Consider the following 23,509-nt stretch of genomic DNA (forward strand, 5'->3'; position numbering starts at 1 on the left):
TTAGCCGAAGGCGTAACCCACCAATTCTGCCGCCTCGAACAAACCAATGGTGGGTTACGCTTCGCTAACCCACCCTACGATTCGAAATTCAGTTCTGGAGTGCTGCACCGTGAATCCAAGGGAGCTGGCGATGGCCGACGAAGCGCGTTCGCGACTGGGCCGGGGTCTTGCAAGTCTGATCGGTGACGTCGGCGGCGAGGCTCAGCACGTCGATCGTCCGCGCGCGCAGCGCAAGGTGCCGATCGAATTCATCAAGCCCAATCCGCGCAACCCGCGCCGCGCATTTTCGGAAACGGAGCTCAAGGAGCTCAGCGATTCGATCAGGCAGCACGGCGTGATCCAGCCGATCGTGGTGCGTCCGGTGAAGGGCGCGCAGGACCGCTTTGAGATCATCGCCGGCGAACGGCGCTGGCGCGCGTCGCAAATGGCCGGCCTGCACGAAGTGCCGATCGTGCCGGTCGACATCAGCGACAGCGACGCGCTGGAGTTCGCGATCGTCGAGAACGTGCAGCGCGAAGACCTCAACCCGATGGAAGAGGCGCTGGGCTATCACGCGCTCGCCAACGAGTTCAAACGCAGCCAGGACGACATCGCAAAGGTCGTCGGCAAGAGCCGCAGCCACATCGCCAACATGATGCGGCTGACGAAACTGCCGGCCGAAGTGCAGGCCTTGATCACGAGCGGCGAGCTGACCGCCGGTCACGCCCGCGCGCTGATCGGCGTGCCCGATCCGCTCGCATCAGCAAGGCGCATCGTCGAGGAGGGCCTCAACGTCCGTCAGGCCGAGGCGCTCGCGCATGAAGAGGGCGTGCCGGAGCGCAAGCCGCAGAAGGCGCGCAGCACCGGGGGCAAGGAAAAGGACCCAGACACGATCGACCTTGAAAGGCGCGTCAGCGACGCGCTTGGTCTCAAGGTCACCGTCAATCACCGCGACCCCGGCGGCTCGGTCCAGATCAACTACCGCAACCTCGATCAGCTCGACGAGGTGATGAAGCGGCTGGCGAAGGGCGCGTTCTAGACGCACCGACTCTCTATCACCGTCACCCTGAGGTGGCCGCTTCTTCAGCGGCCCTCGAAGGGCGACGGCCCGGCCGCATCGGGGCCGTTCATCCTTCGAGGCTCCCCGCGCGCCGCGTTGCGCCGCGCGGCTCGCACCTCAGGATGACGGATTTAGCGCTTCGCTCCGTCATTGCGGGCGCGTCTGCTTCCACATCGTCATTGCGAGCGCAGCGAAGCAATCCAGAATCTTTCTGCGGAGGGTCTCTGGATTGCTTCGCTGGGCTCGCAATGACGCGCAGAGAGAGTTGTGCTGGTCCCGACACGTCGAGAGAGCGGAGGCCTAGCCCCGCCGCTTCGCGTTCGCGGCGATCGCCATAAGCGTGCGCTGGGCGATGGCGGCGGCGAGGGTGGATTGCTTGCGGGTGTCGAGCGCGGCGGTCGCGAGCTGCTCGATGATGGCGGCGAGCCGCGCCACGCTGAAATTGCGCAGTGCCGTTTCGACCATAGGCTTTCGTGAAAAATGCAACCGCGGAAAGCCGCCGTCGAGCACGGCGGAGGCCGGCTGGCCGTCGGCGATCGCAAGCGCGGATTTGTGCAGCCACGCGGCCTGGCGCTGCGCGGCCGAGATGATCACGCCGGGATAGGTGCCGGCGATCATGGCTTTGGCGAACTCGGTCTCGACGATGTCGGGCCGGCCGGCGAACGCGCCGTCGACGATCGGATCGAGCTTCAGCTCGGAAGCATCGGCGACCACCGCCATCACGTCTTCCAGCGTGATCTCGCCTTTGCCATGTGCATAGAGCGTCAGCTTGCGCAGCTCGTTACGCGAGGCCTGGCGGTCGCCGCCGAGGAACGACATCAGCGCTGCGCGGGCATCCTGCGCGATGCGCAAGTTCGCGATGCGGAGCTCGTCGTCCATCAGCTTGGCGAGGTCGCGCTCGGTGTCGGGATAGCAGCCGATCGCAACGGCCGTCTTGGCGCGCTCGCAAACCTTGCGGAGCGGCGACTCCGGCCGCAGCTCGCCGGCCTCGATCACGATGCGGCAATCCTTCACGCTCATCTCGGCCAGCGTGTCGATGCCGCTGGCAAAGCTGCGCGAGCCGGCGCGCACGCGGATGGCGCGGCGGCCGCCGAACAGCGGCACCGTCATGGCTTCGTCGACGAGACGTGACGGTTCGGCGGAGAGCTCGTCGCCGTCGAGCTTCACCAGCGAGAACGGATCGTTGGGATCGTCGACAGCGGAGGCGATCAGCGCATCGGCGCGTTCACGCACGAGGCCAGCGTCGGGACCGTAGAGCAGGATGATCGGCCGGCCCGCATCGGGGCGGGCGAGGAAGGCGTCGATCTCTTTTCCGCGCAGCGCGACCATCGGGCCTAATTGTCATTCCGGGCGCCTCGTCAGAGGCGAACTACGGTGCGCAATTGCGCACCGGAGAATCCGGAGATTGGGGATCGAGATTCCGGGTTCATGCTTCGCATGCCCCGGAATGATGGAACTGATTCAGGTGCCCGCGGTGAAGAATGCGGCGAGCCGGGTATTGATATTCTCGGCGATCTCGTTGGCGGCACGATCCTCCGCATCGCGCACGGCGCGGTTCCGGGAGAAGCGCTGATAGGAGCCGGGCATGTCGTAGGACACGCGCGAGAACGTGGTGCCGGTCATCACCGACTTGCCGGTCACGACCTCGACCAGGTTGTACTGGCAGTCGATGCCGTAGTTTTCGCTGCTCGGCAGACCGGTATTGGGATCGACGATCAGGGACGACCGGCTGGAGGCGAAACGGATATCCAGGCGGTGGGTCGGCGGCATGCCCGTGGCCGTGCCGTAGAGCTTGAAGGCGAGGGCATTGCGGACTTCGACGCCGACACGGGCCTCGCGCGAGGCATTGATCTTGTTGATCGGCGGGAGTTCGACCCCCATCAGCTTCTCGCGCAGCCCGGGGGTGCCGTCGGTACGCTCGGCATACATCGGCTGGAAGCAGCCGGCTGTCAGCGTCGCCAGAGCGGCCACCGCCAGCAAGCGGGCTGCGATACGGATCCTAGCCGACAACATTCACGATCCTCTTGGGGACGATGATCACCTTGCGGACGGGCTTGCCGTCCAGGGCCAGTTTTACCGCATCGAGGGCCAAAACGGCAGCCTCGATTTCCGGATTCTGGGCCGCTGTTGCAACTGTGACCTCACCCCGCTTCTTGCCGTTGACCTGCACCACCAGGGTCACGCTGTCTTCAACCAGCAAATCGCGTTCGATTTGCGGCCAATTGGCCTCCGAAACCAGCCCCGTCTGGCCCAGCACCTGCCAGCACTCCTCGGCCAGATGCGGCATCATCGGGGAGAACAGCTGAACCAGGATCTGGCTGGCCTCCCGGATCGACCAGGCGAGGTCAGCCGCCGGCTGGCCGGGGCGCTGGAGTACCTCGGACAGGGCGTTGGCGAATTCGCGGATATGGGCGAGGCAGACATTGAAGTGCAGCCGCTCGATCCCGATGGTGACCTTGTCCAGCGCGCCATGGGCGGCCTTGCGCAAGGCGGTCGCATCCGCCCCGAACGCGGCCGGCCGGGCCGCCGGCGCGGCCTTGCCGAGTTCAACGGAATCGTTCACCAGCCGCCACAGCCGCTGCACGAAGCGCGAGGCGCCCTGGACGCGCTCGTCGCTCCAGATCACGTCGCGGTCGGGCGGGGAGTCCGACAGCATGAACCAGCGTGCGACGTCGGCGCCGTAGGTCTCGATGATGTCGTCGGGGTCGACGGTGTTCTTCTTCGACTTCGACATCTTCTCGATCGCGCCGATCTGGATGTCTTCGCCCGTCGTCAGCAGGGTTGCGCGGCGCCCGTTGCCGCCGACTTCGATCTTGACCTCGGCCGGCTGCACATAGGTGCCGTCGGCCTTCTGGTAGGTCTCGTGCACCACCATGCCTTGCGTGAACATGCCGGCGAACGGCTCGTCCAGCGCAACGTGCCCGGTCGCCTTCATCGCGCGGGTGAAGAAGCGGCTGTAGAGCAGATGCAGGATCGCGTGCTCGACGCCGCCGATATACTGGTCGATCGGCAGCATCCGGTTGGCGACCGCGGGCGTCGTCGGCGCGTTCTCGTTCCAGGGATCGGTGAAGCGCGCAAAATACCAGGACGAATCCACGAAGGTGTCCATGGTGTCGGTTTCGCGCTGAGCCTTGGCCCCGCATTTGGGGCAGCTGACGTGCTTCCAGGTCGGATGATGGTCGAGCGCGTTGCCCGGCTTGTCGAAGGTCGCATCGTCAGGCAGCTTCACCGGCAGGTCGGCGTCCGGCACCGGCACCACGTCGCATGTCGGGCAATGGATGATGGGGATCGGGCAACCCCAGTAACGCTGGCGCGAAATGCCCCAGTCGCGCAGGCGGAAATTCACCTGGCGCTCGCCGACCGGCGCATTGCCGCGCAGCTCGTTTTCGAGGCGTTTTGCAACCTCGTCCTTGGCCTGCTCGATGGTCATGCCGTCGAGGAAGCGCGAATTGATCATGCGGCCGTCACCGTCATAGGCGGTGTCGGTGATGACGAACGATTTCGGATCCTGGCCTTCGGGACACACCACCGGTGTGTTGCCGAGGCTGTACTTGTTGACGAAGTCGAGGTCGCGCTGGTCATGCGCGGGGCAGCCGAAGATCGCGCCGGTGCCGTATTCCATCAGCACGAAGTTGGCGACATAGACCGGCAGCTTCCAACTCGGGTCGAACGGATGGATCGCGCGGATGCCGGTGTCGAAACCCTGCTTCTCCGCGGTGTCGATGATCTCCTGCGCGGTGCCGATCTTCTTGATCTCGGCGATGAACTCCGCAAGCTCAGGGTTCTTCGCGGCGGCGGCCGTCGCCAGCGGGTGATCCGCCGAGATCGCCATGAACTTCGCGCCGAACAGCGTGTCGGGGCGCGTGGTGAAAATCTTCAGCTCGCTCTCGCCGGCCGGCGTCGTCGCCTGGTCCAGCGCAAAACGGACCAGGAGACCCTCGGAGCGGCCGATCCAGTTGCGCTGCATCAGCCGCACCTTGTCGGGCCAGCGGTCGAGCGTATCCAGCGCGGACAAGAGCTCCTGCGAGTACTTCGTGATCTTGAAGACCCACTGGTTCATTTCCCGCTGCTCGACGACGGCACCGGAACGCCAGCCTTTGCCGTCGATCACCTGCTCGTTGGCGAGCACGGTCATGTCGACGGGGTCCCAGTTCACCTTGCGCTTCTCGCGCTCGGCAAGGCCCGCCCGCAGGAAGTCCAGGAACATCTTCTGCTGGTGCTTGTAGTAGGAGGGATCGCAGGTCGCGATCTCGCGGCTCCAGTCCAGCGACAGCCCGATCGAGCGGAGCTGTTTCTTCATCGCGGCGATGTTGTCGTAGGTCCAGGCCTTGGGGGCGACCTTGCGCTCGATCGCTGCGTTCTCGGCCGGCAGGCCGAAGGCGTCCCAGCCCATCGGGTGCAGCACGTTGAACCCCTTGGCGCGCATGAAGCGGGCCAGCACGTCGCCGAGCGTGTAGTTCCGGACATGGCCGATATGGATGCGCCCGGACGGGTAGGGGAACATCTCGAGCACATAGTATTTCGGCCGCGAATCGTCGTTCCTGGAGACGAAGATCGCCTTTTCGTCCCAGGCGGCTTGCCAGCGCGGTTCGGAATCGCGGGCGTTATAGCGTTCGGAGGTCATGGAATCGTTGGTTTTTTCGTGGGTTCGGCCGTCCTGAAGACGGCGGACTAGGCCACAAAAGCAGCCGTGGGGTCAACGGGTTGCCGCAAGGGGCAGGGCTGCTGGTCCGCCCGCGCAAATACCGAGGGCGCCGTTGGGGGTGATCAAGGGGTCAATGCGAGGACGCGGCTGGCCAAGACCTCGATACCCGTGGCTGCCAGGCGCCGAACTTGCCGCCCGTGGCGAAATCGCGTGGGGACGGGAGACGACCTCGATCGCACCGAGGCCGCGGGCCAGCCGTCAGCCCGCCATCATCATACCAGGCGCGCCGGTCTCGATCGCCTGCACGCCGTGCTCGACGACCTTGTTGCGGCCGCGGTGCTTGGCGGCGTAGAGCGCGGCGTCGGCGGCTTCGATCAGGTCGCCGGGGCGCAAGGCCTCGTTGGGCCTCGTTGCGGCAACGCCGATCGAGACGGTGACGATCATGTGGGCGGACGTGATGTGCGGCAGGCAGAGCTTCAGCACGGCGGCACGCGCCAGCTCGCCGATCTCCACGGCGCGATTCACGTCGGTGTTCGGCAGCAACAGGCAGAATTCCTCGCCGCCGTAGCGCGCCGCAAAGCCCATCGTGTCGGCGGCGATGCCGGACAGCGACTCGCCAAGCCTGGTCAGGCAGGAATCGCCTTCGAGATGGCCGTAGGTGTCGTTGAAGAGCTTGAAGTGGTCGACGTCGATCATCAGCAGCGCGAGGTCGCTGCCATATTGCTGCGCGCGCATCCATTCGAAGTCGAGCCGGCTCTGGAAGCCGCGGCGGTTGGCGAGCCCCGACAGCATGTCGATCGAGGCCATCACGGTCAGGCGGTCGTTGCTCGCGATCAGCTCGCGCTCGCGCTGGCTCAGCTGTGCGGCCATCGCATTGAATGCGCGGGCCAGTGGCACGAATTCGGCCGGCAGGCGATTGCGCGCCGCGCGCGCCGACAGATCGCCCTCGCCGAGCCGCTTGGCCATGTCGGCGAGCATCTCGATCGGCTTGATCACCAGTTTTTCGGCGGCGATCAGCGCGCCGAGCAGGACGAACAAGACGACGAAAGCGAGCTGGAGATAGGCGGTGCGGATGTCGCGGCTCACCGCCGCGGACACCTTGTCCTCGTCGATGCTGGCGATCAGGCGGGCGTTGGTGCCGGCGATGCGGATGTAGCTGACCGCGCGGCGGGAGCCGTCGGCGGCAAGGAAAGACAGCGAGCCCTCATCCTGGTCCGACCGCAGCGCCCTGTCGGCGATTGCAGACATCAGCGGCATGTTGTCGAGCGGACGACCCACTACGCCGTGCTGATCGGCCGGTGCGGCCAGCACGGTGCCGGCGCTGTCCACCAGCACGGCGGTGATGCCGGCGCGGCCGCCGAGATTGCTCATGACCTTCGACATCCAGTCGAGATTGACGGTGGCGAGCACCACGGCGTCGGACACGCCGCTGAACGCGGATACCGGGTACACCGCCATGACAGTCGGCGTCTGCACGGGCCGCGACAGGATGAAATCGCTCAGCACGAAACGGCCGGTTTCCTGGGCCTGCTGGAAGTAAGGCCGGTCACTGAGGTCGAGGCCGACATACATGTTGTTGGTGGCACACTGGATGCGTCCGTCCTGACCGGCGATCAAAAGCGTGCGAATCCATGGAAGGTTCGACGGCAGGCTCGCGCGCAGCACGTCGCAGCTCTTGCTGATGCCGCCGACGGAGGCGCGGATGAAGGCTTCCGATTTCAGGATGGTCTCGACCGACGAGATCACCTCGCGCTGCGCATCGGCGCTGTGCCTTGCGACGGTGTTGAACTCGGCCGCGGCCTGCGCGATCTGGCTCCTGCGCGTGTCCTCGAGCGAACGGATGCGCTCGAGCATCAAGGGCGCCACCAGAATCACAGCGAGCAACGCAAGCCGCGCCCGGATTCCCAGGACCTGCTTGAGTTTTGCTCGCTTACGGTTGAAACTGACGTTTGCCATCTTCGCTGCCCACCCCATGGGCCAAGGTAAAGCGAAGGGTTCAAAAACTCTTTCTTGAACTCGGTAAAATTGGACTTACCTCGGTTACGACCACAGCCAATCGATGTCATGACAGAAGCCAACGCCGCGCCGGTAACCGGCCATTCACCAAACGCGCTCGCCGCAGTCGAAGCCGAAATCGCGCGCGCCTGCAAGGACGCGCGGCGCGATCGCGCCTCCGTCACGCTGATCGCGGTGTCCAAGACCTTCGACGCGGATGCAATTACCCCGGTCATCGCCGCCGGACAGCGCGTATTTGGCGAGAATCGGGTGCAGGAGGCCAAAGGCAAGTGGCCCACGTTAACATCCGTTTACCCCGATATCGCGCTGCATCTGATCGGGCCGCTGCAATCCAACAAGGCGAAAGAGGCGGTCGCGCTGTTCGACGCCATCCATTCGGTTGACCGCCCGAGCATTTGCCAGGCGTTAGCCAAGGAAATCGAATCCCAGAAGAAACATCCGCAGCTCTTCGTCCAGATCAACACCGGCGAGGAGCCGCAGAAGGCCGGCGTCGCGCCCGGCGAGGCCGATGCTTTCCTCGCAAGCTGCCGCGACACTTATGGGCTGACGATCTCCGGACTGATGTGCATCCCGCCGGTCGACGAGCCGCCGGCGGCGCATTTCGCGCTGACCGCCAAGATCGCCGCGCGCAATGGATTGAACAATCTATCGATGGGCATGAGCGCGGATTTCGCCACCGCGATCATGTTAGGTGCCACGCATGTGCGCGTGGGCAGCGCGATCTTCGGGCATCGGTGATTGCCGTAAGCGAGGGCCGGGAGCCATACAAGCTCTCAAATTCGTCATTGCGAGCGTAGCGAAGCAATCCAGAGTTCCTCCGTGGAAAGATTCTGGATTGCTTCGCTGCGCTCGCAATGACGTGTGGAGAGAGATGGGCTCGCAATGACAGCAGCGTGTGCGCCGTCTACGCAAACCCCACCGACGCCTTCCCCAACACGCCGAAATCCACCGCCAGGTGATCGCCGGCCTGGATCGGCAGCGGCGGATGGCACGTGCCTGTGGTCACCACCTCCCCTGCCCGCAAGGTGATGCCGAGCCCGCGCAGCTCGTTGGCGAGCCAGGCGAGCGCAACGCGGGGATCGCCGAGCACGTTCTTGCCGTGGCCGATATAGCGCTCGCCGCGCAGCGTGATCTGCGGCCGTTCCGCGACGAGATCCATCGCGCGCCAGTTCGCAGGCGTCGCTGCACCCAGCACGAACAGATGCGCGCAGGCATTGTCGGCGATGAGCTGCGCCTCGCCGGCGCCGGCGAAATCGACGAAGCGTGAATCCGGAATCTCGATCGCGGGATGCAGGCTGTCGACGGCGGCCAGTACCTCGTCGACGGCAAACGGCACCGCGCGCGGCGCCAGATCGCGTCCCATGCGGAAGCAAAATTCCGGCTCGCCGACGCGCATCGCGTTGCCCTTCATCGACGCCATGCCGCCATCGGCGATCACGGTGTCGCTCATGATGCGCCCGGCCAGCGGTCCCGTGACATTGATGTGCTTCTGTCCGGACAAGCTCGTTGCCGCGATCTTCCAGCCGAACAGCTTTCCGGGCGATTGCGCTTCGAGCGCGGCCTGAATGGCGTAGCCCTCGGCGCGGGTCTGCGGCCGCAGATGTCTCTCCAGCGCGTCGAGCTTGGTGCCGTCACGCCAGTGTTGAACGAGGACCCGCGATGCGGCGGCGATCTGATCCGTCTCGAGCATGTGCCCTCACCCGATGATGATTCTTGTTCGCGGGCCCAGCCGCCGCAGCAATTGCAGCATCGCGGATTTGGTCATGGAGACGCAGCCCGCGGTCGGCCCGAAATTGTCGCGGGTCAGATGCAGGAACACCGCGCTGCCGCGGCCGGCGATACGCGGGCGCGTGTTGTGGTCGATTTCGATGATGAAGTCATAGAGATGGTCGGCCCGCTTGAGCCGGTCACCGCCCTGCCCCTCGCCGAGCCGGATTCCCTGGTTGTAGTGACGATCCCGGGGATCCTCGCACCAGGCGTCCTCGCCGGTGATGATCCGCGCCGGCAGGAAGGTCTGCGGCCGGCTGTGCCGGTCGCCCCGCCACCACAGTCGTCGCGGCCGGAAGCTGCCCTTGGGCGTGCCGCCGTCGCCCTCGCGCTTGTTGGCGAGAATGCCGCCCCGCCCTAGCGCCACCGGAATCGTCAGCGCTCCGGCGGTCAGCCAGCCCCGGCGCGGATTACCAGCGGCAGGCTTAACGCGGATCGTTCGAAGCGGCCCGGAGGTTCCGGTCTTGGTGTAAGTAGCTGAAGCAGCGTTGTTTTTCATGTGACCGTGCGATGTCGCATTCATTACAGGACATTCATCAAGACGCCCTGCTATTCTAGGTTAGAGTGCTTCTGGCTTGTGAATCGGTAACAGCCCACTACTTCAACACGAACAACAATAATAACGGCGACCCCTAAACTTCCCCTCGCGGCTGGGCGCGGCATGCATGCGCGCCGAGCCGGACCCCAAAAGGATGATACCCTATGGCCAATGCCCGCAAGATCCTGATCGTGGATGACGATACCGATCTGCGCGATACGTTGGTGGAGCAATTATCGCTGCACGAAGAATTCGAAGCCTCCGCCGTCGATACCGGCGCCAAGGGCGCGAGCGCCGCAAAGGCCAATTCCCCCGATCTCGTCCTGATGGATGTCGGCCTGCCCGACACCGATGGCCGCGAGGTGGTCCGCTCCTTACGCAAGGGCGGCTTCAAGGCCCCCATCATCATGCTGACCGGGCATGACACCGATTCCGACACGATTTTGGGCCTGGAATCCGGCGCCAACGACTACGTCGCAAAACCCTTCCGCTTCGCCGTGCTGCTGGCCCGCATCCGCGCCCAGCTCCGCCAGCACGAGGCCAGCGAGGACGCCGTGTTCTCGGTCGGCCCCTACAGCTTCCGGCCCGGCTCCAAGATGCTGACCGCCGCCAATGCGCGCAAGGTCCGGCTGACGGAGAAGGAAACCGCCATCCTCCGCTTCCTCTACCGCGCCGGCCAGATGCCGGTGTCGCGCGAGACCCTGCTCCAGGAGGTCTGGGGCTACAATTCCGGCGTCACCACCCACACGCTGGAAACCCACATCTACCGCCTCCGCCAGAAGATCGAGAAGGACGCCGCCAACCCGGAGATCCTGGTCACGGAAGCCGGTGGCTACAAGCTGGTGCCGTGATACGCTTCAGGGGCGTGCGAATCGTTTTAGATCGCGTGCCTTTGAGCCTCGGATCTGAATGTCAATCGACGACGACGTAGCGCTTCTCGAGCGGGTCCCGACATTGCGCCTGTTGGGAGACGCCTCGTTGCGCATGCTGGCGATTGGCTCCGAGCAGCGTGACTTCGTCCGCGGCGACATCCTGTTCAATCTCGGCGACGACGCCGATGCCGGCTTCGTGGTCCAGCGCGGCGCTTTCCGGGTCGAGGATGGCGCCGGCGCCGAGATGATCGCAGGTCCCGGCGCGCTGATCGGCGAGCTCGCGCTGGTGGTGCCGATGAAGCGGCCGTCGAGCGCGATCGCGCTGGAGCACTCCTCCGTCATCCGCGTCGCGCGCAGCCTGTTTCAGCGCGTGCTCGAAAGCGACCCCGCCGCCGCCGTTCGCCTGCGCGACGAATTCGCAGTTCGCTCCAGCCAGATCGCGAGCGATATCCTGATGGCCGGTGCGAAGCTGACGACGTAGGTCTCTCCACTCGTCATTCCGGGGCGCGCGACGCGCGAACCCGGAATCCATTCATCCACCAACTCTGCAGCTCTATGGATTCCGGGCTCGCGCTGCGCGCGCCCCGGAATGACGTGACGCTAGACCTCCAGCGTCACCGTGACAGGCACATGGTCCGACGGCCGCTCCCAGCTGCGCGCGTCGCGGAGAATCTTGAAGTCCTGGACCGCATCCTTCAGCGCGCGCGAGACCCAGATGTGGTCGAGACGGCGGCCGCGGTCGCCGACGGTCCAGTCGGCGGAACGGTAGCTCCACCACGTGTAGACCTTTTCCGACATCGGGATGCGCTCGCGCGCGACGTCGATCCACTCGCCGGCTGCGAGCGCCGCCTTCAGCTTCTCGGTTTCGACAGGCGTGTGCGAGACCACTTTCAGAAGCTGCTTGTGCGACCACACGTCGTTCTCATGCGGGGCGACGTTGAGATCGCCGACCAGGATGTGGCGGTCATCACCGCGTGGATGCAGCGGCTCGCAGGCCTTCATCTCGTCGAGGAAGCGCAGCTTGTGATCGAACTTCTCGTTCAGCGCGGGATCGGGAATGTCACCGCCGGCCGGCACATAGAAATTATGCAGCACCAGCGGTTTTGCGATGCTGGCCTTGTCGCCGAAGGACACGGAAATGTGGCGCGAATCCACCTTGTCGCAGAAGGTGCGGATGTCCTTGGACTCGAACGGGATCTTCGAGACGATGGCGACGCCGTGATAGCCCTTCTGCCCGTTCAGCGCGACATGCTCATAGCCGAGCCGCTTGAAACGCTTCAGCGGAAAGGCGTCGTCGATGCACTTGGTTTCCTGGAGGCACAGCACGTCCGGCCGCGCGCTCTTGAGGAATTTCGCGACCAGATCGATGCGCAGCCGCACCGAATTGATGTTCCAGGTTGTCAGGGAAAGACGCATGAGAGATGCGTCTTAGCAAGCTCTCGTAGGGTGGGCAAAGGCGCAAAGCGCCGTGCCCACCGTCTTTTCGAGCTCGGGATGCGCATGGTGGGCACGCTCCGCTTTGCCCACCCTACGGCACCTAGCCCGGCGACGGGCCGTAATTGGTGAAGTCGATCTTGAACATGCCGGGATCGAGCTTCTTGGTTGCGTCGAGATTGTAGATCGCGATCGTGGTGTCGTAGCCCTGCGGGTCGGTGACGGTCCACTGCTTCAGCTGGCCGTCCTTGGCGCCGAACATCAGCAAGAGGCGGCTGGTGCCGACCAGCGCCTGCTTTTCCTCGATGGTGACGCTGACGAAGACGTCGTCGGCCGAGACGTTGACGACATTGGTGTCCTTCATCAGGTCGATGCGATCGGACAGCAGGAAGCGCAGCGGCGTCTGCGACAGCGGATAGACGTCCTGGGTGGCGAGCTTGCGGTCGCGCACCACCAGCGACGATCCGTCGGCGACGATGTCGATCGGGCTCGGCGCGTCATATTCGAAGCGCACCTTGCCCGGCTTCTGGATGTAGAAATCGCCCTGCGTCTTGCTGCCGTCGGGGCCGACCTGGACGAAATTCCCGACCAGCGTCGACAGCGAGGACAGATAGGCGCTGACCTTGGCCGCCTGTGCCTTCTGGTTGGCGTCGAAGGTCTGGAAGATGCTGCTCGGCACGTTGCGGCGCGGATCCGGGATGATCGGGTTCGGCGGCGTCTGGGTCGCGCCGGTGACCGCGGGCCCGCCGGCGGCCGCACCGTTGTCGCGTCCCTTCGGCGCGGGCTTCGGCACGGGCACGTTCTGCGCGGACGACGCCGCGGTCACCATCGCGGCGGTGACGAGAAGCACGCCGGCCATGCGCGCGCTTCGCGCGGCGATGGTGGCAGCGAATCGAATGTCCGGATGTCTGATCAACGCGTCGTCCTGTATGGCTAGGCGCCTTTTAGCGTGATTTCGGGCAAAAGCAGATATCGATTTTGCGTGAAATAGTGTTTTGAGGCGGCTCGCCTCACATATGGCTGTCTTCTTCCTCGACCAGGATCTCGCGTTTGCCGGCGTGGTTGGCGGGACCGACAATGCCTTCCAGTTCCATGCGCTCCATCAGCGATGCGGCGCGGTTATAGCCGATTTGCAGGCGGCGCTGGATGTAGCTGGTCGAGGCCTTGCGGTCGCGTTTGACGATGGCAACGGCCTGCTGGAATAGATCGCCGCCGCCATCCGCGCCCATGCCGCTGGCGTCGAACACGGCGCCGCCGTCCTCGTCCTCGGTCGGCTCTTCGGCCGTGACAGCCTCGAGATATTCCGGCTGGCCCTGCGTCTTGAGGTGGCGCACCACCTTCTCGACTTCGTCGTCCGACGCAAACGGTCCGTGCACGCGGCTGATGCGGCCGCCGCCGGCCATGTAGAGCATGTCGCCCTGGCCGAGCAGCTGCTCGGCACCCATCTCGCCCAGGATGGTGCGGCTGTCGATCTTGGAGGTGACCTGGAAGGCGATGCGGGTCGGGAAGTTCGCCTTGATGGTGCCGGTGATGACGTCGACCGACGGACGCTGCGTCGCCAGGATCACGTGCAGGCCGGCGGCGCGCGCCATCTGCGCGAGGCGCTGCACCGCGCCTTCGATGTCCTTGCCGGCGACCATCATCAGGTCGGCCATTTCGTCGACGATGATGACGATGTAGGGCAGCGGGTCGAGCGAGAGCTTCTCTTCCTCGTAGATCGCCTTGCCGGTCTCCTTGTCGAAGCCGGTGTGCACCGTGCGCGTCGGCTCCTCGCCCTTGGCTTTCAACTCAAGCAGACGCGTGTTGTAGCCGTCGATGTTGCGCACGCCGAGCTTGGCCATGTTCTTGTAGCGCTCTTCCATCTCGCGCACGGCCCATTTCAGCGCGACCACGGCCTTCTTCGGGTCGGTGACGACCGGCGTGAGCAGATGAGGAATGCCGTCATAGACGGAGAGTTCGAGCATCTTCGGATCGACCATGATCAGGCGGCACTGGTCAGGACGCAGCCGGTAGACCAGGCTGAGGATCATGGTGTTGATGGCGACCGACTTGCCCGAGCCGGTGGTACCGGCGATCAGCATGTGCGGGGTGCGCGCGAGGTCGATGATGACGGGGTCGCCGCCGATGGTCTTGCCGAGGCAGAGCGGCAGCTTGGCAACCGTGTCGACGGTTTCCTTGGCGACCAGCAGCTCGCGCAGATAGACCTTTTCGCGATGGGCGTTCGGCAATTCGATGCCGATGGCATTGCGGCCGGGCACGACAGCGACGCGCGCCGACAGCGCGCTCATCGAGCGGGCAATGTCGTCGGCAAGTCCGATCACGCGCGACGATTTGATGCCGGGCGCCGGCTCCAGCTCGTACAGCGTGACGACGGGACCCGGATTGGCCTTCACGATCTCGCCGCGCACGCCGAAGTCCTGCAGCACGCCTTCGAGCGCGCGCGAATTGGCTTCCAGCTCGGCCTTGCTGAGCGGCTGGCGATCACCGGCCTTGGGCGCGGCGAGCACGGACACGGACGGAAGCTCGAACTTGTCGGAGGATTTCTTGGCCGCAGCCTTCGGAGCAGCCTTCTTGCGCGGCGCGCGCGCGGCAGGCTCCTCCTCTTCCTCCTCGTCTTCCTCTTCCTCGTGCTCGTAGTCCTCGTCTTCGGACTGCGGCGAGATCGGGGGCGCGGCGCGGCCGCCGAGATTCGGCTCCTGGCGGCTGAACGCAGCGGCCTTGGTCTTCGGCCCGCTCGAGACCAGCGAGCGGTAAGCGGCACCACACAGCCAGATCAGGCGTGCCTTGGTGCTCATCAGCGCATGGAACAGCCAGCCCAGCGACACCGAACCGCGATCGCTCTCCTCGTCTTCATCGAGCGGCTTGTCGTCATCCTCGATCTCGGCGAGCTCGTCGTCATGCTCGCGCGCGCCAAGACCGCAGGCGATCAGGAAAGTCGCGGCCATCGCCGCGAACAGGATCACACCGAGCACCGTGCGATAGATCGTGCCGGGCGGCCCGAAAATCACCGCGGGCGCGCGCACCAGGGCATCGCCGACCACGCCGCCGAGCCCGGTCGGCAGCGGCCATGCGCCGCCGTGCGGCCAGCAGCTGACGAAGCCCGCGGCGATCACGGTGCAGAGAATCCAGGAGCCGAGCCGCAGCGCCTCGCGGTCGAACGGGCGATGGGTCATCATGCGCCAGCCCCAGACCGCGACCGTCAGGACCAGCATGATCGCGCCGAGCCCGAGGATCTGCATCGCAAGGTCCGCGCCGATCGCGCCGGCATAGCCGAGGATGTTGCGGATCGGCCGCGAGGTCGCGTGGCTGAGGCTTGCATCCTGCACCGACCACGTCATGAGCGCGGCCGAGGCGAGCCCCGACAGCGCGATCAGGCCGAGGCCGGCGAGCTCGCGCACGCGCCGCGTCAGCGCCTCGCGGATCGACGGCGGCAGATGGCCGACCAGTGGAATGACACGTTCGATTGCCGACATGCTCACGGGCCCCGCCTAACCCAGAGTCTCGACCAGGCGGTGCAGCGCCTGTGCCGTGGTCTCGCCATCCTGCACCAGCGCGAGGCGGATGTAGCCTGCGCCGGGATTGAAGCCGTCGGGCTGGAGCCGCGCCAGATAGCTGCCGGGCACCACGCGCACGCCGGCTTCCTTGAAGAGCCTGAGCGTGATGGATACGTCGTCGCCGAGCTCGGACGTGTTGAGCCAGACGCAGAAGCCGCCGTCGGGCCGGCGATAGCCGTAACGGTTGCCGATGATCTGGTCGGCGAGGTCGAACTTGATCCGGTAGAGCCTGCGATTCTCCTCGACATGCGCTTCGTCGCCATAGGCGACGGTTGCGACATGCTGGAGCGCCACCGGCACCTGTGGCGCTGCGATGTTGCGCAGCTCGAGGAACATGCCGATGAATTTCTTGTCGCCGGCGGCGAAGCCGACGCGCAGGCCCGGCAGGTTGGAGCGCTTGGACAGCGACTGGAACGCAACCACGCGGGTGAAATCGGGGCCGGCGCATTCCAGCGCGCTGCCCGGGGCCTCGCGGGTGTAGATCTCCGAATAGCACTCGTCGCTGAGAATGACGAAGCCGTAGCGGTCGGCGAGCTGTTTCAACCGCTTGAAATAATCGGGCTTGGCGACCGAGCCCTGCGGATTGGCGGGCGAGGCGAGGTAGAACGCGACCGTGCGCGCCAGCGTCGCCTCGTCGATGGCGTCGAGATCGGGCAGGAAGCCGTTCTCGACGGTGGTCGGCAGATAGACCGGCTCGCAGGCCGCGGCGCGCGCGCCGGCGCCGTAGACCGGATAGAACGGGTTCGGCATCAGGATGGCGGGCTTGCCGGGGCGCGGGCCGACATAGCGCGCGGCCGTGATCGCGGCGAGGAACAGCCCCTCGCGGCTGCCATTGAGGACGAGAATCTCGCCCGCGGGGTCGAGCGGCCGCGGCAGCTTGAAGCGCGACGACAACCAGGCGCTCGCCGCTTTCCGGAACGGTTCGGTGCCCTGGTTCATCGGGTAACGGCCGAAATCGGCGATGTGCTTGGCCAGCACCGGGCCGACGAAATCAGGCACGGGATGCTGGGGCTCGCCGACTGCAAGCGTAATCAAGGGCTTGCCGGGCTGATGGGGTGCCAGCAGCTCGTTCAGCCGGACGAAGGGCGAGCGTTCGCTGTCGGAGCTTCCAGCTTCCAGGGGCGCACGGGATGAAGCGATCATAGCCATTCTGGACGCCAGCACTCTTGGAACAGCCGGTCGCACCAAGGCGCCGGCGGGAAGCGGTTCAGTTCACCATAGATAGGGCGAGGTTAAGACGCGATTAACCATCGGTCGCCGCCCCCGTCCAGAGCGGGAATTTTGGGGCCGGATAACAACGGGATGCATGGCGCCGTTCGAGGCGGCTCGCGGAGCTTGATCATACTCCTGCCGGGAGGTGAATATTTCGGCGACGTCATGGCCGGGCCTGTCCCGGCCATCCACGGCCTTTCCGGCGGCGTCAAAGAACGTGGATGCCCGGGCCTTCGCCTCGCAGGAGCGGCTTCGGCCGCGCAGGCGGGACAAGCCCGGGCATGACGAGTTTCGCGGTATAGGCGTTCAGTGCCCCGGCAGCTTCTCGAACGTCGCCATGCCGGCGGGGATCGCGTGGAATTCCTGCTTGTCGCAGGTGTAGATCGCCATCTGCGGATGGAACTGCTCCGGCTCGTCCAGCGTGCCGACCTTCAGGATCGCGGCGGGAAGGCCCGGAACCTTGGTCACCAGATGGGTGCCGCATTCGGCGCAGAACTCGCGCGTCACGGCGCGCTCGAGGTCCTTGCGGGTGAATTGCTTGGGCTGCCCGATGATGTAGCTGAAGCCGGCCACCGGCATCGCGATGAAGGTGTTGGGCGCGCCGCCCGAGATGTACTGGCACTCGCGGCAATGACACTGCGCCTGCATCATCGGGTCGCCTTCGGCCACATAGCGCACCTCGCCGCAATAGCATCCACCTTCCAAACGCATGACGACCTCCCTGTTTGTTGTTCGTTGTGGTCGATATTTCTGCGCCGGTTGTCCGGAATGGCAATCTTTTTCTTCGCCGGGATCAGGCAAAAAGAAAGGGGCTCCAACTTGCGCTGGAGCCCCTCAACGGTCGGGGCATTGCCGGGTACGTGCCCCAAACCGTAGTTGTGGACGCGGCCTCCGAGGAGACCGCGCCCCGGGAGGAGAGTTACATGTTGTAGGCGCGCTCGGTGTGCTCGGTGATGTCGAGGCCTTCACGCTCGGTCTCGACATTGGCGCGGAGGCCAACGATCACATCGACGACCTTGTAAAGGATCGCCGAACCGATGCCCGACCACACCAGCGTGGTGCAGACGCCCCAGAGCTGGGACACCATCTGCGCCGCGAAGTCGTAATCGGCAACCTTCGGCGGGATCGCCGTGTAGTCGATGATGCCGGCGCCGCCGAGAGCGGGGTTCACCAGGATGCCGGTACCGAGAGCGCCGACGATGCCGCCGATGCAGTGCACGCCGAACACGTCGAGGGAGTCGTCGTAGCCGATCGCGTTCTTCACGACGGTGCAGAAGAACAGGCAGACCACGCCGACCACGAGACCGAGGACGATCGCACCCATCACACCGGCGAAGCCGGCGGCAGGCGTGACGGCCACGAGGCCCGCGACAGCGCCGGAGATGACGCCGAGCACCGACGGGTGACCCTTCACGATCCACTCCGCGAACATCCACGACAGCGCGGCGGCCGCGGTGGCGACGAAGGAGTTGGTCATGGCGAGGGCAGCGCCGCCGTTGGCTTCGAGGTTGGAGCCGGCGTTGAAGCCGAACCAGCCGACCCAGAGCAGCGAGGCGCCGATCATCGACATGGTCAGCGAGTGCGGAGCCATCAGCTCCTTGCCGTAGCCGGTGCGCTTACCGATCAAGAGAGCGCCGACGAGACCTGCGATGCCGGCGTTGATGTGCACCACGGTGCCGCCAGCGAAGTCGATCGCGCCCTTCTTGAAGATCCAGCCGGCGTCGGCGTTGATCTCGTCGAGCTTGGCCTGCGCCGCGGTCTTCGCCGCCGCATCAGTCGCCGCAGCCAGAGCCTTGGCAGCGTCCTGGATCATGTCCGGGCCGGGCCAGTACCAGACCATGTGCGCGATCGGGAAGTAGATCAGGGTGACCCAGAGCGGGATGAAGAGAGCGATCGCCGAGAACTTCATGCGTTCAGCAAAGGCACCGACGATGAGGGCGGGCGTGATCGCCGCGAAGGTCATCTGGAAGCAGACATAGACGAGCTCCGAGATGTTGGCGTCGACCGAGAAGGTCGCGGCCTTCGAGTCGGTGGTGATGCCCATCATGAAGGCCTTGGAGAAGCCGCCGATGAAGTCGGAACCGCCGGTGAAAGCGAGGCTGTAGCCGTACACGGCCCAGATCACGGTGACGACGCAGACGGTGTAGAAGACCTGCATCAAGACCGAGAGCATGTTCTTGGAACGGACGAGACCGCCGTAGAACAGCGCAAGACCCGGGATCGTCATCAACAGCACGAGGACTGTCGATGTCAGCATCCAGGCGTTGTCTCCCTTGTTGACCGTTGGCTCGGCATAGGCTGCGGTCGCAGCGAACAGGCCGACTGCGAGAGCCGCCAATCCCGCGCCATAGGGACGCTTAAACGTCATATTATTTACTCCTGATTGGATAAGGTTGAGCGCGAAATCAGAGGGCCGCGGCATCGGCCTCGCCGGTGCGGATACGAACCGCATGGTCGAGGTTGATGACGAAGATCTTGCCGTCGCCGATCTGTCCGGTTTTCGCAGCGGACGTGATGGCGTCGATGGTCTTGTCGACCTGGTCGGAGGCGACAGCGACCTCGATCTTGATCTTGGGCAGGAAACTCACGGCATATTCAGCGCCGCGATAGATTTCCGTATGGCCCTTCTGCCGGCCATATCCCTTGACTTCCGTCACCGTGAGACCGTGAACGCCGATGGCGGTCAGGGCGTCACGGACTTCTTCCAGCTTGAATGGCTTGATAATCGCCATAACAATTTTCATGGGTCCTATCCCCGCTTGGGCCCGGTCCGGACGTGGCCGGGCGTTTCTCGACTGGTTTGCCACGAGGGAGAAGTTTCACTACGCGGGCACAGCCGGACCCCTAGAATCAAATGCCGTGCCAGAACGGGCGTGTTGCCTAACGGACTATGAAAGCGGGGGTTTTCGCGTTTGACGCGTGCTGCAGTGCAGTGCGCTATTACGTCGCGCTCAAATGCTGACCACTACTGCTCAAAATAAATGCACGACAGGCTGCCGACACAATGTTGCTCATGTGTCGGGCAGCCGAAAGGTATTTTATTACAGGGGAAGCTCACTGAAGGGCGTCGTCGTGCTGCGAAATATCCCGTCCCTCGAGCTCGTGCCCACGGGATACGCGCAACAGACCGACCAGCATGCGCAGGCAAAGCTTGCCGGACGGGTATCCGGCTGAGGGCCGCGTCGGACCATCAGGCGGCGTCGCGCTCCGCGAAAACCCTGTCGATCAATCCCCACTCGACCCCCTGCTGTGCGGTCATGAAGTGGTCGCGATCCAGGGTCCGTTCCACCTCCTCCACGGGACGCCTGCAATGTTGCGCATAGAGCCGGATGATGCGCCGCTTGGTGTCCTGCATTTCGGTGGCATGGATCAGGATGTCAGACGCCTGGCCTTGAAAGCCGCCGAGTGGCTGATGCACGTGAAGGCTGGCATTGGGCAGGGCGGCGCGGTGACCGGGTTCGCCGGCCATCAGCAGGAACGAACCCATGGAGCGTGCGGTGCCCATGCACAGCGTATGGACCGGCGCCTTGATGAACTGCATGGTGTCGTACATCGCCAGTCCACTGGTGATCACGCCGCCATAGGAATTGATGTAGAGATTGATCGGCTTGTTCGGGTTCTCCGCCTCCAGAAACAGGAGTTGCGCGCAGACCAGTCCGGACATCGCATCATTGACCTCGCCGTTGAGGAAGATGATGCGCTCGCGCAAGAGCCGCGAATAGATGTCGAAGGATCGCTCGCCGCGGGTGGACTGTTCGACCACCATAGGGACGAGCTGAAGCATGTCGCGCATTGGCGACCTCCATGTTTGCAGGTGATGAAGTCTTTTGCTGTTAGGCCGCCATCATCAGGCAGCAATTGGTGTTGGCCGGCTGCGGCAGTTTCGCGAGGTCGTCGCAGGCTTGCTGGATGATGCGGAAGCGGGTGCCGCCGTCCTCATTCGGCTCGATCCGGAAGATGACGTGGCTCTCGCGAAACGGCGGCTCCGAATCGCGAAGTCGGTAGCGCACCTCTTCGCCTGCGATCGTCGATTCCGGCTCGGCGCCCGCAAGGTCGCAATCCGGCAACCAGCGCTCGCGCAAGGCCGGAATGGTCACGGCGCGCCAGACTTTTGCTGGCGGCGCATCGAAATCATATTCAAGCACCAGGGCTTCGTCGGGACGATCAGGCTTCGCGGCGTCGCTCATCGGTCCAGGTCCTTATTGGTCCAGATTCTTATTGATCCATGTCCTTCAAGAGATCGGCGAGTGCTTCCATGCGCTGCGGCCAGTAGGCGCGGTAGCGCGCAAGCCATGCCCCGATGGCGACGATTCCGTCCGGGTCGACTTCGTAATTCACAAAGCGGCCCTGCCGCTGTTCACGCACCAGGCCTGCCGCGCGCAGCACCGCGAGGTGCTGCGACATCGCCGGTTGGCTGATCTCCAGCCCGTCGCGCAAGGCGCTCGCATTCAGGCTTCCGCCAGCGAGCTTCTCAAAGACCTTTCGACGCGTCGGGTCGGCCAGCGCCTTGAAGATGTCGGCTTCGATCATGGCGACACATAAGCACAGGCTTATGTGTCGCGCAAGGCCCGAGTGAGCCGAGGTTGCTCCGTGCTTCGAACCCGCCGCTCGCGGCCTATTGCAACGCCTCGCCGTGCTGCGAAATATCCAGTCCCTCGAGCTCGTGCTCACGGGATACGCGCAATGGCACGAACAGGCCGACCAGCTTGAGCAGGATGAAGCTCACCCCCGCCGACCAGACGAAGGTGACGGCGACCCCATAAAGCTGGATCAGAAGTTGCTGCGGATGGCCCTCGATCAGGCCGGCGGTGCCGCCGATGGCGCTGGTTGCGAACACGCCGGCGAGCAGGGTGCCGGTCAGCCCGCCGATGCCGTGGACGCCGAACACGTCGAGCGAATCGTCATAGTCGAAGCGGTGCTTCAGCCAGGTGCAGGCCCAGTAGCAGACGACGCCGGCGATCACGCCGATGACGATGCCATGCCACGGCGCGACGAAGCCCGAGGCCGGCGTGATGGTGCCGAGGCCTGCCACGGCGCCGGAGATCATGCCGAGCACCGAGGGCTTGCGCCGCGTCGACCATTCGATCGCGCCCCAGGTCAGCGCGCCGGCGCAGGCGGCCAGATGCGTCGCGATGATCGCCATCACCGCGCGCGAGTTGGCCGCGAGCGCCGAGCCGCCGTTGAAGCCGAACCAGCCGACCCACAACAGGCCGGTGCCCATCACGGCGAGCGAGAGGTCGAACGGCGAGAGATTCTCGGTGCCGTAGCCGTGACGGCGTCCCATCACCTTCGCGGCAACGAGGCCGCCGGTGCCGGCCGACAGATGCACCACGAGGCCGCCGGCGAAATCCAGCACGCCCATGCTGGCGAGGAAGCCGCCGCCCCAGACCCAATGCGCCAGTGGAATGTAGACGAAGATGAACCAGGCGACGGAGAACAGCAGATAGGCGGAGAACCGCATCCGGTCGGCGACCGAGCCCGCGACCAGTGCCACCGTGATGATCGCAAACGTCATCTGGTACAGCATGAACAGCGATTCCGGGATCGTCTTCGCCGCCGGGTTGACGCTGTCGAGCGTCATGCCCGCCAGGAACCAGCGATCGAGCGTGCCGATCCATGGGCCTTCGCCGACGAAGCAGAGCGAATAGCCGAACGCGACCCAGAGAATGGAGATCAGCGTCACCGCGGAAAGGCTCTGCGCCATCGTCGCCAGCACGTTCTTCTTGCGCACCATGCCGGAATAGAACAGCGCAAGGCCGGGGATCGTCATCATCAGCACCAGCGCGGTGGCGACGATCATCCAGGCGGTATCGGCGGTGTTGATCTCGGAGCCTGCAGCGTGCGCCGGCGACGCGATGACCGACGCAAACCCGATCGGCGCGGCCATAGCAGCCGCGCGGCGCAACAATCCCGCCATGTCGTTTCCCCCAGCACAGTGATGACGTCGCACGCTGTGGCGCCGTTGCCCGGTGCGATCGAAGAAGAAGTCTTTTTAGAGCGCGTCGCTGTCGGTTTCGCCGGTGCGGATGCGTAGCGCGTGGTCGATCGGCGTGACGAAGATCTTGCCGTCGCCGATCTGCCCGGTGCGCGCGGTCGCGGTGATCACGGCGACCGCCTTGTCGGCGACATCGGAGGCGACCGCGATCTCGATGCGCAGCTTCGGCAGGAAGTTCACGACATATTCCGCGCCGCGATAGATCTCGGTGTGGCCCTTCTGGCGGCCATAACCCTTGACCTCGGTCACGGTCATGCCGTGGACGCCGATCGCCGTCAGGGCCTGGCGGACCTCATCGAGCTTGAAGGGTTTGATGATCGCGACGACGAGTTTCATGGTCAGGCCTATTCCCCGGGATGCGCCGCGCCGTATGTCCCCGGCGCAGCGTCAATCTGGCATCTTTCCGGGCAAATGGCATAAAAAAGTTGCAGATTGAA

22 protein-coding genes are annotated in these 23,509 nt (G+C 64.8%); 4 read left to right on the forward strand and 18 right to left on the reverse strand.

Annotation, left to right across the window (positions count from 1 at the left end; all coding sequences use genetic code 11):
• Positions 1-130: 130 nt before the first annotated feature.
• Positions 131-1,018: a ParB/RepB/Spo0J family partition protein gene (locus tag XI08_RS29415; RefSeq protein ID WP_271577066.1), complete on the forward strand. Its 888-nt coding sequence runs from the start codon at positions 131-133 to the stop codon at positions 1,016-1,018.
• Positions 1,019-1,339: 321 nt separating this feature from the next.
• On the opposite strand, the gene holA is transcribed toward XI08_RS29415, so the two are convergent.
• The 4 genes from holA to XI08_RS29435 form a co-directional block, all read right to left on the reverse strand.
• Complete coding sequence (gene holA, locus XI08_RS29420) at positions 1,340-2,368, reverse strand: DNA polymerase III subunit delta (RefSeq protein ID WP_027543797.1); 1,029 nt, start codon at positions 2,366-2,368, stop codon at positions 1,340-1,342.
• A 132-nt stretch (positions 2,369-2,500) separates the two neighbouring features.
• Positions 2,501-3,052 carry an LPS assembly lipoprotein LptE gene (locus XI08_RS29425; RefSeq protein WP_271577067.1) on the reverse strand — a complete coding sequence of 184 codons (552 nt, stop codon included), beginning with the start codon at positions 3,050-3,052 and terminating at the stop codon, positions 2,501-2,503.
• A complete protein-coding gene (gene leuS, locus XI08_RS29430; protein ID WP_271577068.1) occupies positions 3,039-5,663 on the reverse strand; it encodes a leucine--tRNA ligase in 2,625 nt (874 codons plus the stop codon). The genes XI08_RS29425 and leuS overlap by 14 nt, the downstream gene beginning before the upstream one ends.
• 279 nt (positions 5,664-5,942) lie before the next feature.
• Positions 5,943-7,640 carry a diguanylate cyclase domain-containing protein gene (locus XI08_RS29435; RefSeq protein WP_271577069.1) on the reverse strand — a complete coding sequence of 566 codons (1,698 nt, stop codon included), beginning with the start codon at positions 7,638-7,640 and terminating at the stop codon, positions 5,943-5,945.
• Positions 7,641-7,748: 108 nt separating this feature from the next.
• Here XI08_RS29435 and XI08_RS29440 point away from each other — a divergent pair, with 108 nt between their 5' ends.
• Positions 7,749-8,438: a YggS family pyridoxal phosphate-dependent enzyme gene (locus XI08_RS29440; protein WP_271577070.1), complete on the forward strand. Its 690-nt coding sequence runs from the start codon at positions 7,749-7,751 to the stop codon at positions 8,436-8,438.
• 166 nt (positions 8,439-8,604) lie between these two features.
• Here XI08_RS29440 and XI08_RS29445 read toward each other — a convergent pair whose 3' ends face one another.
• A complete protein-coding gene (locus tag XI08_RS29445; protein ID WP_271577071.1) occupies positions 8,605-9,390 on the reverse strand; it encodes a 2-keto-4-pentenoate hydratase in 786 nt (261 codons plus the stop codon).
• A gap of 6 nt (positions 9,391-9,396) precedes the next feature.
• A complete protein-coding gene (locus XI08_RS29450; RefSeq protein WP_271577072.1) occupies positions 9,397-9,966 on the reverse strand; it encodes a L,D-transpeptidase family protein in 570 nt (189 codons plus the stop codon).
• A gap of 203 nt (positions 9,967-10,169) precedes the next feature.
• On the opposite strand from XI08_RS29450, the gene XI08_RS29455 reads away from it, so the two are divergent.
• Together XI08_RS29455 and XI08_RS29460 are read left to right on the forward strand one after the other, a co-directional pair.
• The gene (locus XI08_RS29455; RefSeq protein WP_008142830.1) at positions 10,170-10,856 is read left to right on the forward strand and encodes a response regulator transcription factor; all 687 of its coding nucleotides are present in this window, start codon (positions 10,170-10,172) and stop codon (positions 10,854-10,856) included.
• A 58-nt stretch (positions 10,857-10,914) separates the two neighbouring features.
• Positions 10,915-11,358, forward strand: a complete 444-nt coding sequence (locus XI08_RS29460) for a cyclic nucleotide-binding domain-containing protein (protein ID WP_135178627.1) — start codon at positions 10,915-10,917, stop codon at positions 11,356-11,358.
• Between the two features lie 119 nt (positions 11,359-11,477).
• On the opposite strand, the gene xth is transcribed toward XI08_RS29460, so the two are convergent.
• The 12 genes from xth to XI08_RS29520 form a co-directional block, all read right to left on the reverse strand.
• Positions 11,478-12,293 (reverse strand): exodeoxyribonuclease III, encoded by an 816-nt coding sequence (gene xth, locus XI08_RS29465; protein WP_271577073.1) that lies wholly within the window; start codon positions 12,291-12,293, stop codon positions 11,478-11,480.
• Positions 12,294-12,414: 121 nt separating this feature from the next.
• Positions 12,415-13,170 carry an outer membrane lipoprotein carrier protein LolA gene (locus XI08_RS29470; protein ID WP_271577143.1) on the reverse strand — a complete coding sequence of 252 codons (756 nt, stop codon included), beginning with the start codon at positions 13,168-13,170 and terminating at the stop codon, positions 12,415-12,417.
• Between the two features lie 151 nt (positions 13,171-13,321).
• Complete coding sequence (locus XI08_RS29475; RefSeq protein WP_271577074.1) at positions 13,322-15,790, reverse strand: DNA translocase FtsK; 2,469 nt, start codon at positions 15,788-15,790, stop codon at positions 13,322-13,324.
• A 9-nt stretch (positions 15,791-15,799) separates the two neighbouring features.
• A complete protein-coding gene (locus XI08_RS29480) occupies positions 15,800-17,014 on the reverse strand; it encodes an aminotransferase class I/II-fold pyridoxal phosphate-dependent enzyme (RefSeq protein WP_271577075.1) in 1,215 nt (404 codons plus the stop codon).
• 369 nt (positions 17,015-17,383) lie between these two features.
• On the reverse strand, positions 17,384-17,788 hold the full coding sequence (locus XI08_RS29485) for a GFA family protein (RefSeq protein WP_092189269.1): 405 nt from the start codon (positions 17,786-17,788) through the stop codon (positions 17,384-17,386).
• A 208-nt stretch (positions 17,789-17,996) separates the two neighbouring features.
• Positions 17,997-19,445 carry an ammonium transporter gene (locus XI08_RS29490; protein ID WP_271577076.1) on the reverse strand — a complete coding sequence of 483 codons (1,449 nt, stop codon included), beginning with the start codon at positions 19,443-19,445 and terminating at the stop codon, positions 17,997-17,999.
• A gap of 37 nt (positions 19,446-19,482) precedes the next feature.
• On the reverse strand, positions 19,483-19,821 hold the full coding sequence (locus tag XI08_RS29495; protein WP_008142813.1) for a P-II family nitrogen regulator: 339 nt from the start codon (positions 19,819-19,821) through the stop codon (positions 19,483-19,485).
• Between the two features lie 446 nt (positions 19,822-20,267).
• Entirely contained in the window at positions 20,268-20,870 is a 603-nt protein-coding gene (locus XI08_RS29500) for an ATP-dependent Clp protease proteolytic subunit (protein WP_135178622.1), read from the reverse strand.
• A 40-nt stretch (positions 20,871-20,910) separates the two neighbouring features.
• A complete protein-coding gene (locus XI08_RS29505) occupies positions 20,911-21,264 on the reverse strand; it encodes an SRPBCC family protein (RefSeq protein WP_271577077.1) in 354 nt (117 codons plus the stop codon).
• A gap of 28 nt (positions 21,265-21,292) precedes the next feature.
• On the reverse strand, positions 21,293-21,607 hold the full coding sequence (locus XI08_RS29510) for an ArsR/SmtB family transcription factor (RefSeq protein ID WP_135178620.1): 315 nt from the start codon (positions 21,605-21,607) through the stop codon (positions 21,293-21,295).
• 85 nt (positions 21,608-21,692) lie between these two features.
• Positions 21,693-22,994 carry an ammonium transporter gene (locus tag XI08_RS29515; protein ID WP_271577078.1) on the reverse strand — a complete coding sequence of 434 codons (1,302 nt, stop codon included), beginning with the start codon at positions 22,992-22,994 and terminating at the stop codon, positions 21,693-21,695.
• A gap of 75 nt (positions 22,995-23,069) precedes the next feature.
• Positions 23,070-23,408 (reverse strand): P-II family nitrogen regulator, encoded by a 339-nt coding sequence (locus tag XI08_RS29520; protein WP_008142802.1) that lies wholly within the window; start codon positions 23,406-23,408, stop codon positions 23,070-23,072.
• Positions 23,409-23,509 lie beyond the last annotated feature (101 nt).

It is taken from the genome of Bradyrhizobium sp. CCBAU 11361 (assembly GCF_028128935.1).
GTDB lineage: Bacteria > Pseudomonadota > Alphaproteobacteria > Rhizobiales > Xanthobacteraceae > Bradyrhizobium > Bradyrhizobium niftali.

Excerpts from the sequence above, each read along its gene's own strand:
- XI08_RS29415 (WP_271577066.1), top strand. The coding sequence starts at position 131 with ATGGCCGACGAAGCGCGTTCGCGACTGGGCCGGGGTCTTGCAAGTCTG.
- XI08_RS29455 (WP_008142830.1), top strand. The coding sequence starts at position 10,170 with ATGGCCAATGCCCGCAAGATCCTGATCGTGGATGACGATACCGATCTG.
- XI08_RS29485 (WP_092189269.1), bottom strand. The coding sequence starts at position 17,788 with ATGCGTTTGGAAGGTGGATGCTATTGCGGCGAGGTGCGCTATGTGGCC.
- XI08_RS29505 (WP_271577077.1), bottom strand. The coding sequence starts at position 21,264 with ATGAGCGACGCCGCGAAGCCTGATCGTCCCGACGAAGCCCTGGTGCTT.
- XI08_RS29435 (WP_271577069.1), bottom strand. The coding sequence starts at position 7,640 with ATGGCAAACGTCAGTTTCAACCGTAAGCGAGCAAAACTCAAGCAGGTC.
- holA (WP_027543797.1), bottom strand. The coding sequence starts at position 2,368 with ATGGTCGCGCTGCGCGGAAAAGAGATCGACGCCTTCCTCGCCCGCCCC.
- XI08_RS29460 (WP_135178627.1), top strand. The coding sequence starts at position 10,915 with ATGTCAATCGACGACGACGTAGCGCTTCTCGAGCGGGTCCCGACATTG.
- XI08_RS29515 (WP_271577078.1), bottom strand. The coding sequence starts at position 22,994 with ATGGCGGGATTGTTGCGCCGCGCGGCTGCTATGGCCGCGCCGATCGGG.
- XI08_RS29425 (WP_271577067.1), bottom strand. The coding sequence starts at position 3,052 with ATGTTGTCGGCTAGGATCCGTATCGCAGCCCGCTTGCTGGCGGTGGCC.
- xth (WP_271577073.1), bottom strand. The coding sequence starts at position 12,293 with ATGCGTCTTTCCCTGACAACCTGGAACATCAATTCGGTGCGGCTGCGC.
- XI08_RS29490 (WP_271577076.1), bottom strand. The coding sequence starts at position 19,445 with ATGACGTTTAAGCGTCCCTATGGCGCGGGATTGGCGGCTCTCGCAGTC.
- XI08_RS29470 (WP_271577143.1), bottom strand. The coding sequence starts at position 13,170 with ATGGCCGGCGTGCTTCTCGTCACCGCCGCGATGGTGACCGCGGCGTCG.
- XI08_RS29445 (WP_271577071.1), bottom strand. The coding sequence starts at position 9,390 with ATGCTCGAGACGGATCAGATCGCCGCCGCATCGCGGGTCCTCGTTCAA.
- XI08_RS29495 (WP_008142813.1), bottom strand. The coding sequence starts at position 19,821 with ATGAAAATTGTTATGGCGATTATCAAGCCATTCAAGCTGGAAGAAGTC.
- XI08_RS29440 (WP_271577070.1), top strand. The coding sequence starts at position 7,749 with ATGACAGAAGCCAACGCCGCGCCGGTAACCGGCCATTCACCAAACGCG.
- XI08_RS29480 (WP_271577075.1), bottom strand. The coding sequence starts at position 17,014 with ATGGCTATGATCGCTTCATCCCGTGCGCCCCTGGAAGCTGGAAGCTCC.
- XI08_RS29450 (WP_271577072.1), bottom strand. The coding sequence starts at position 9,966 with ATGAAAAACAACGCTGCTTCAGCTACTTACACCAAGACCGGAACCTCC.
- XI08_RS29510 (WP_135178620.1), bottom strand. The coding sequence starts at position 21,607 with ATGATCGAAGCCGACATCTTCAAGGCGCTGGCCGACCCGACGCGTCGA.
- XI08_RS29520 (WP_008142802.1), bottom strand. The coding sequence starts at position 23,408 with ATGAAACTCGTCGTCGCGATCATCAAACCCTTCAAGCTCGATGAGGTC.
- leuS (WP_271577068.1), bottom strand. The coding sequence starts at position 5,663 with ATGACCTCCGAACGCTATAACGCCCGCGATTCCGAACCGCGCTGGCAA.
- XI08_RS29500 (WP_135178622.1), bottom strand. The coding sequence starts at position 20,870 with ATGCGCGACATGCTTCAGCTCGTCCCTATGGTGGTCGAACAGTCCACC.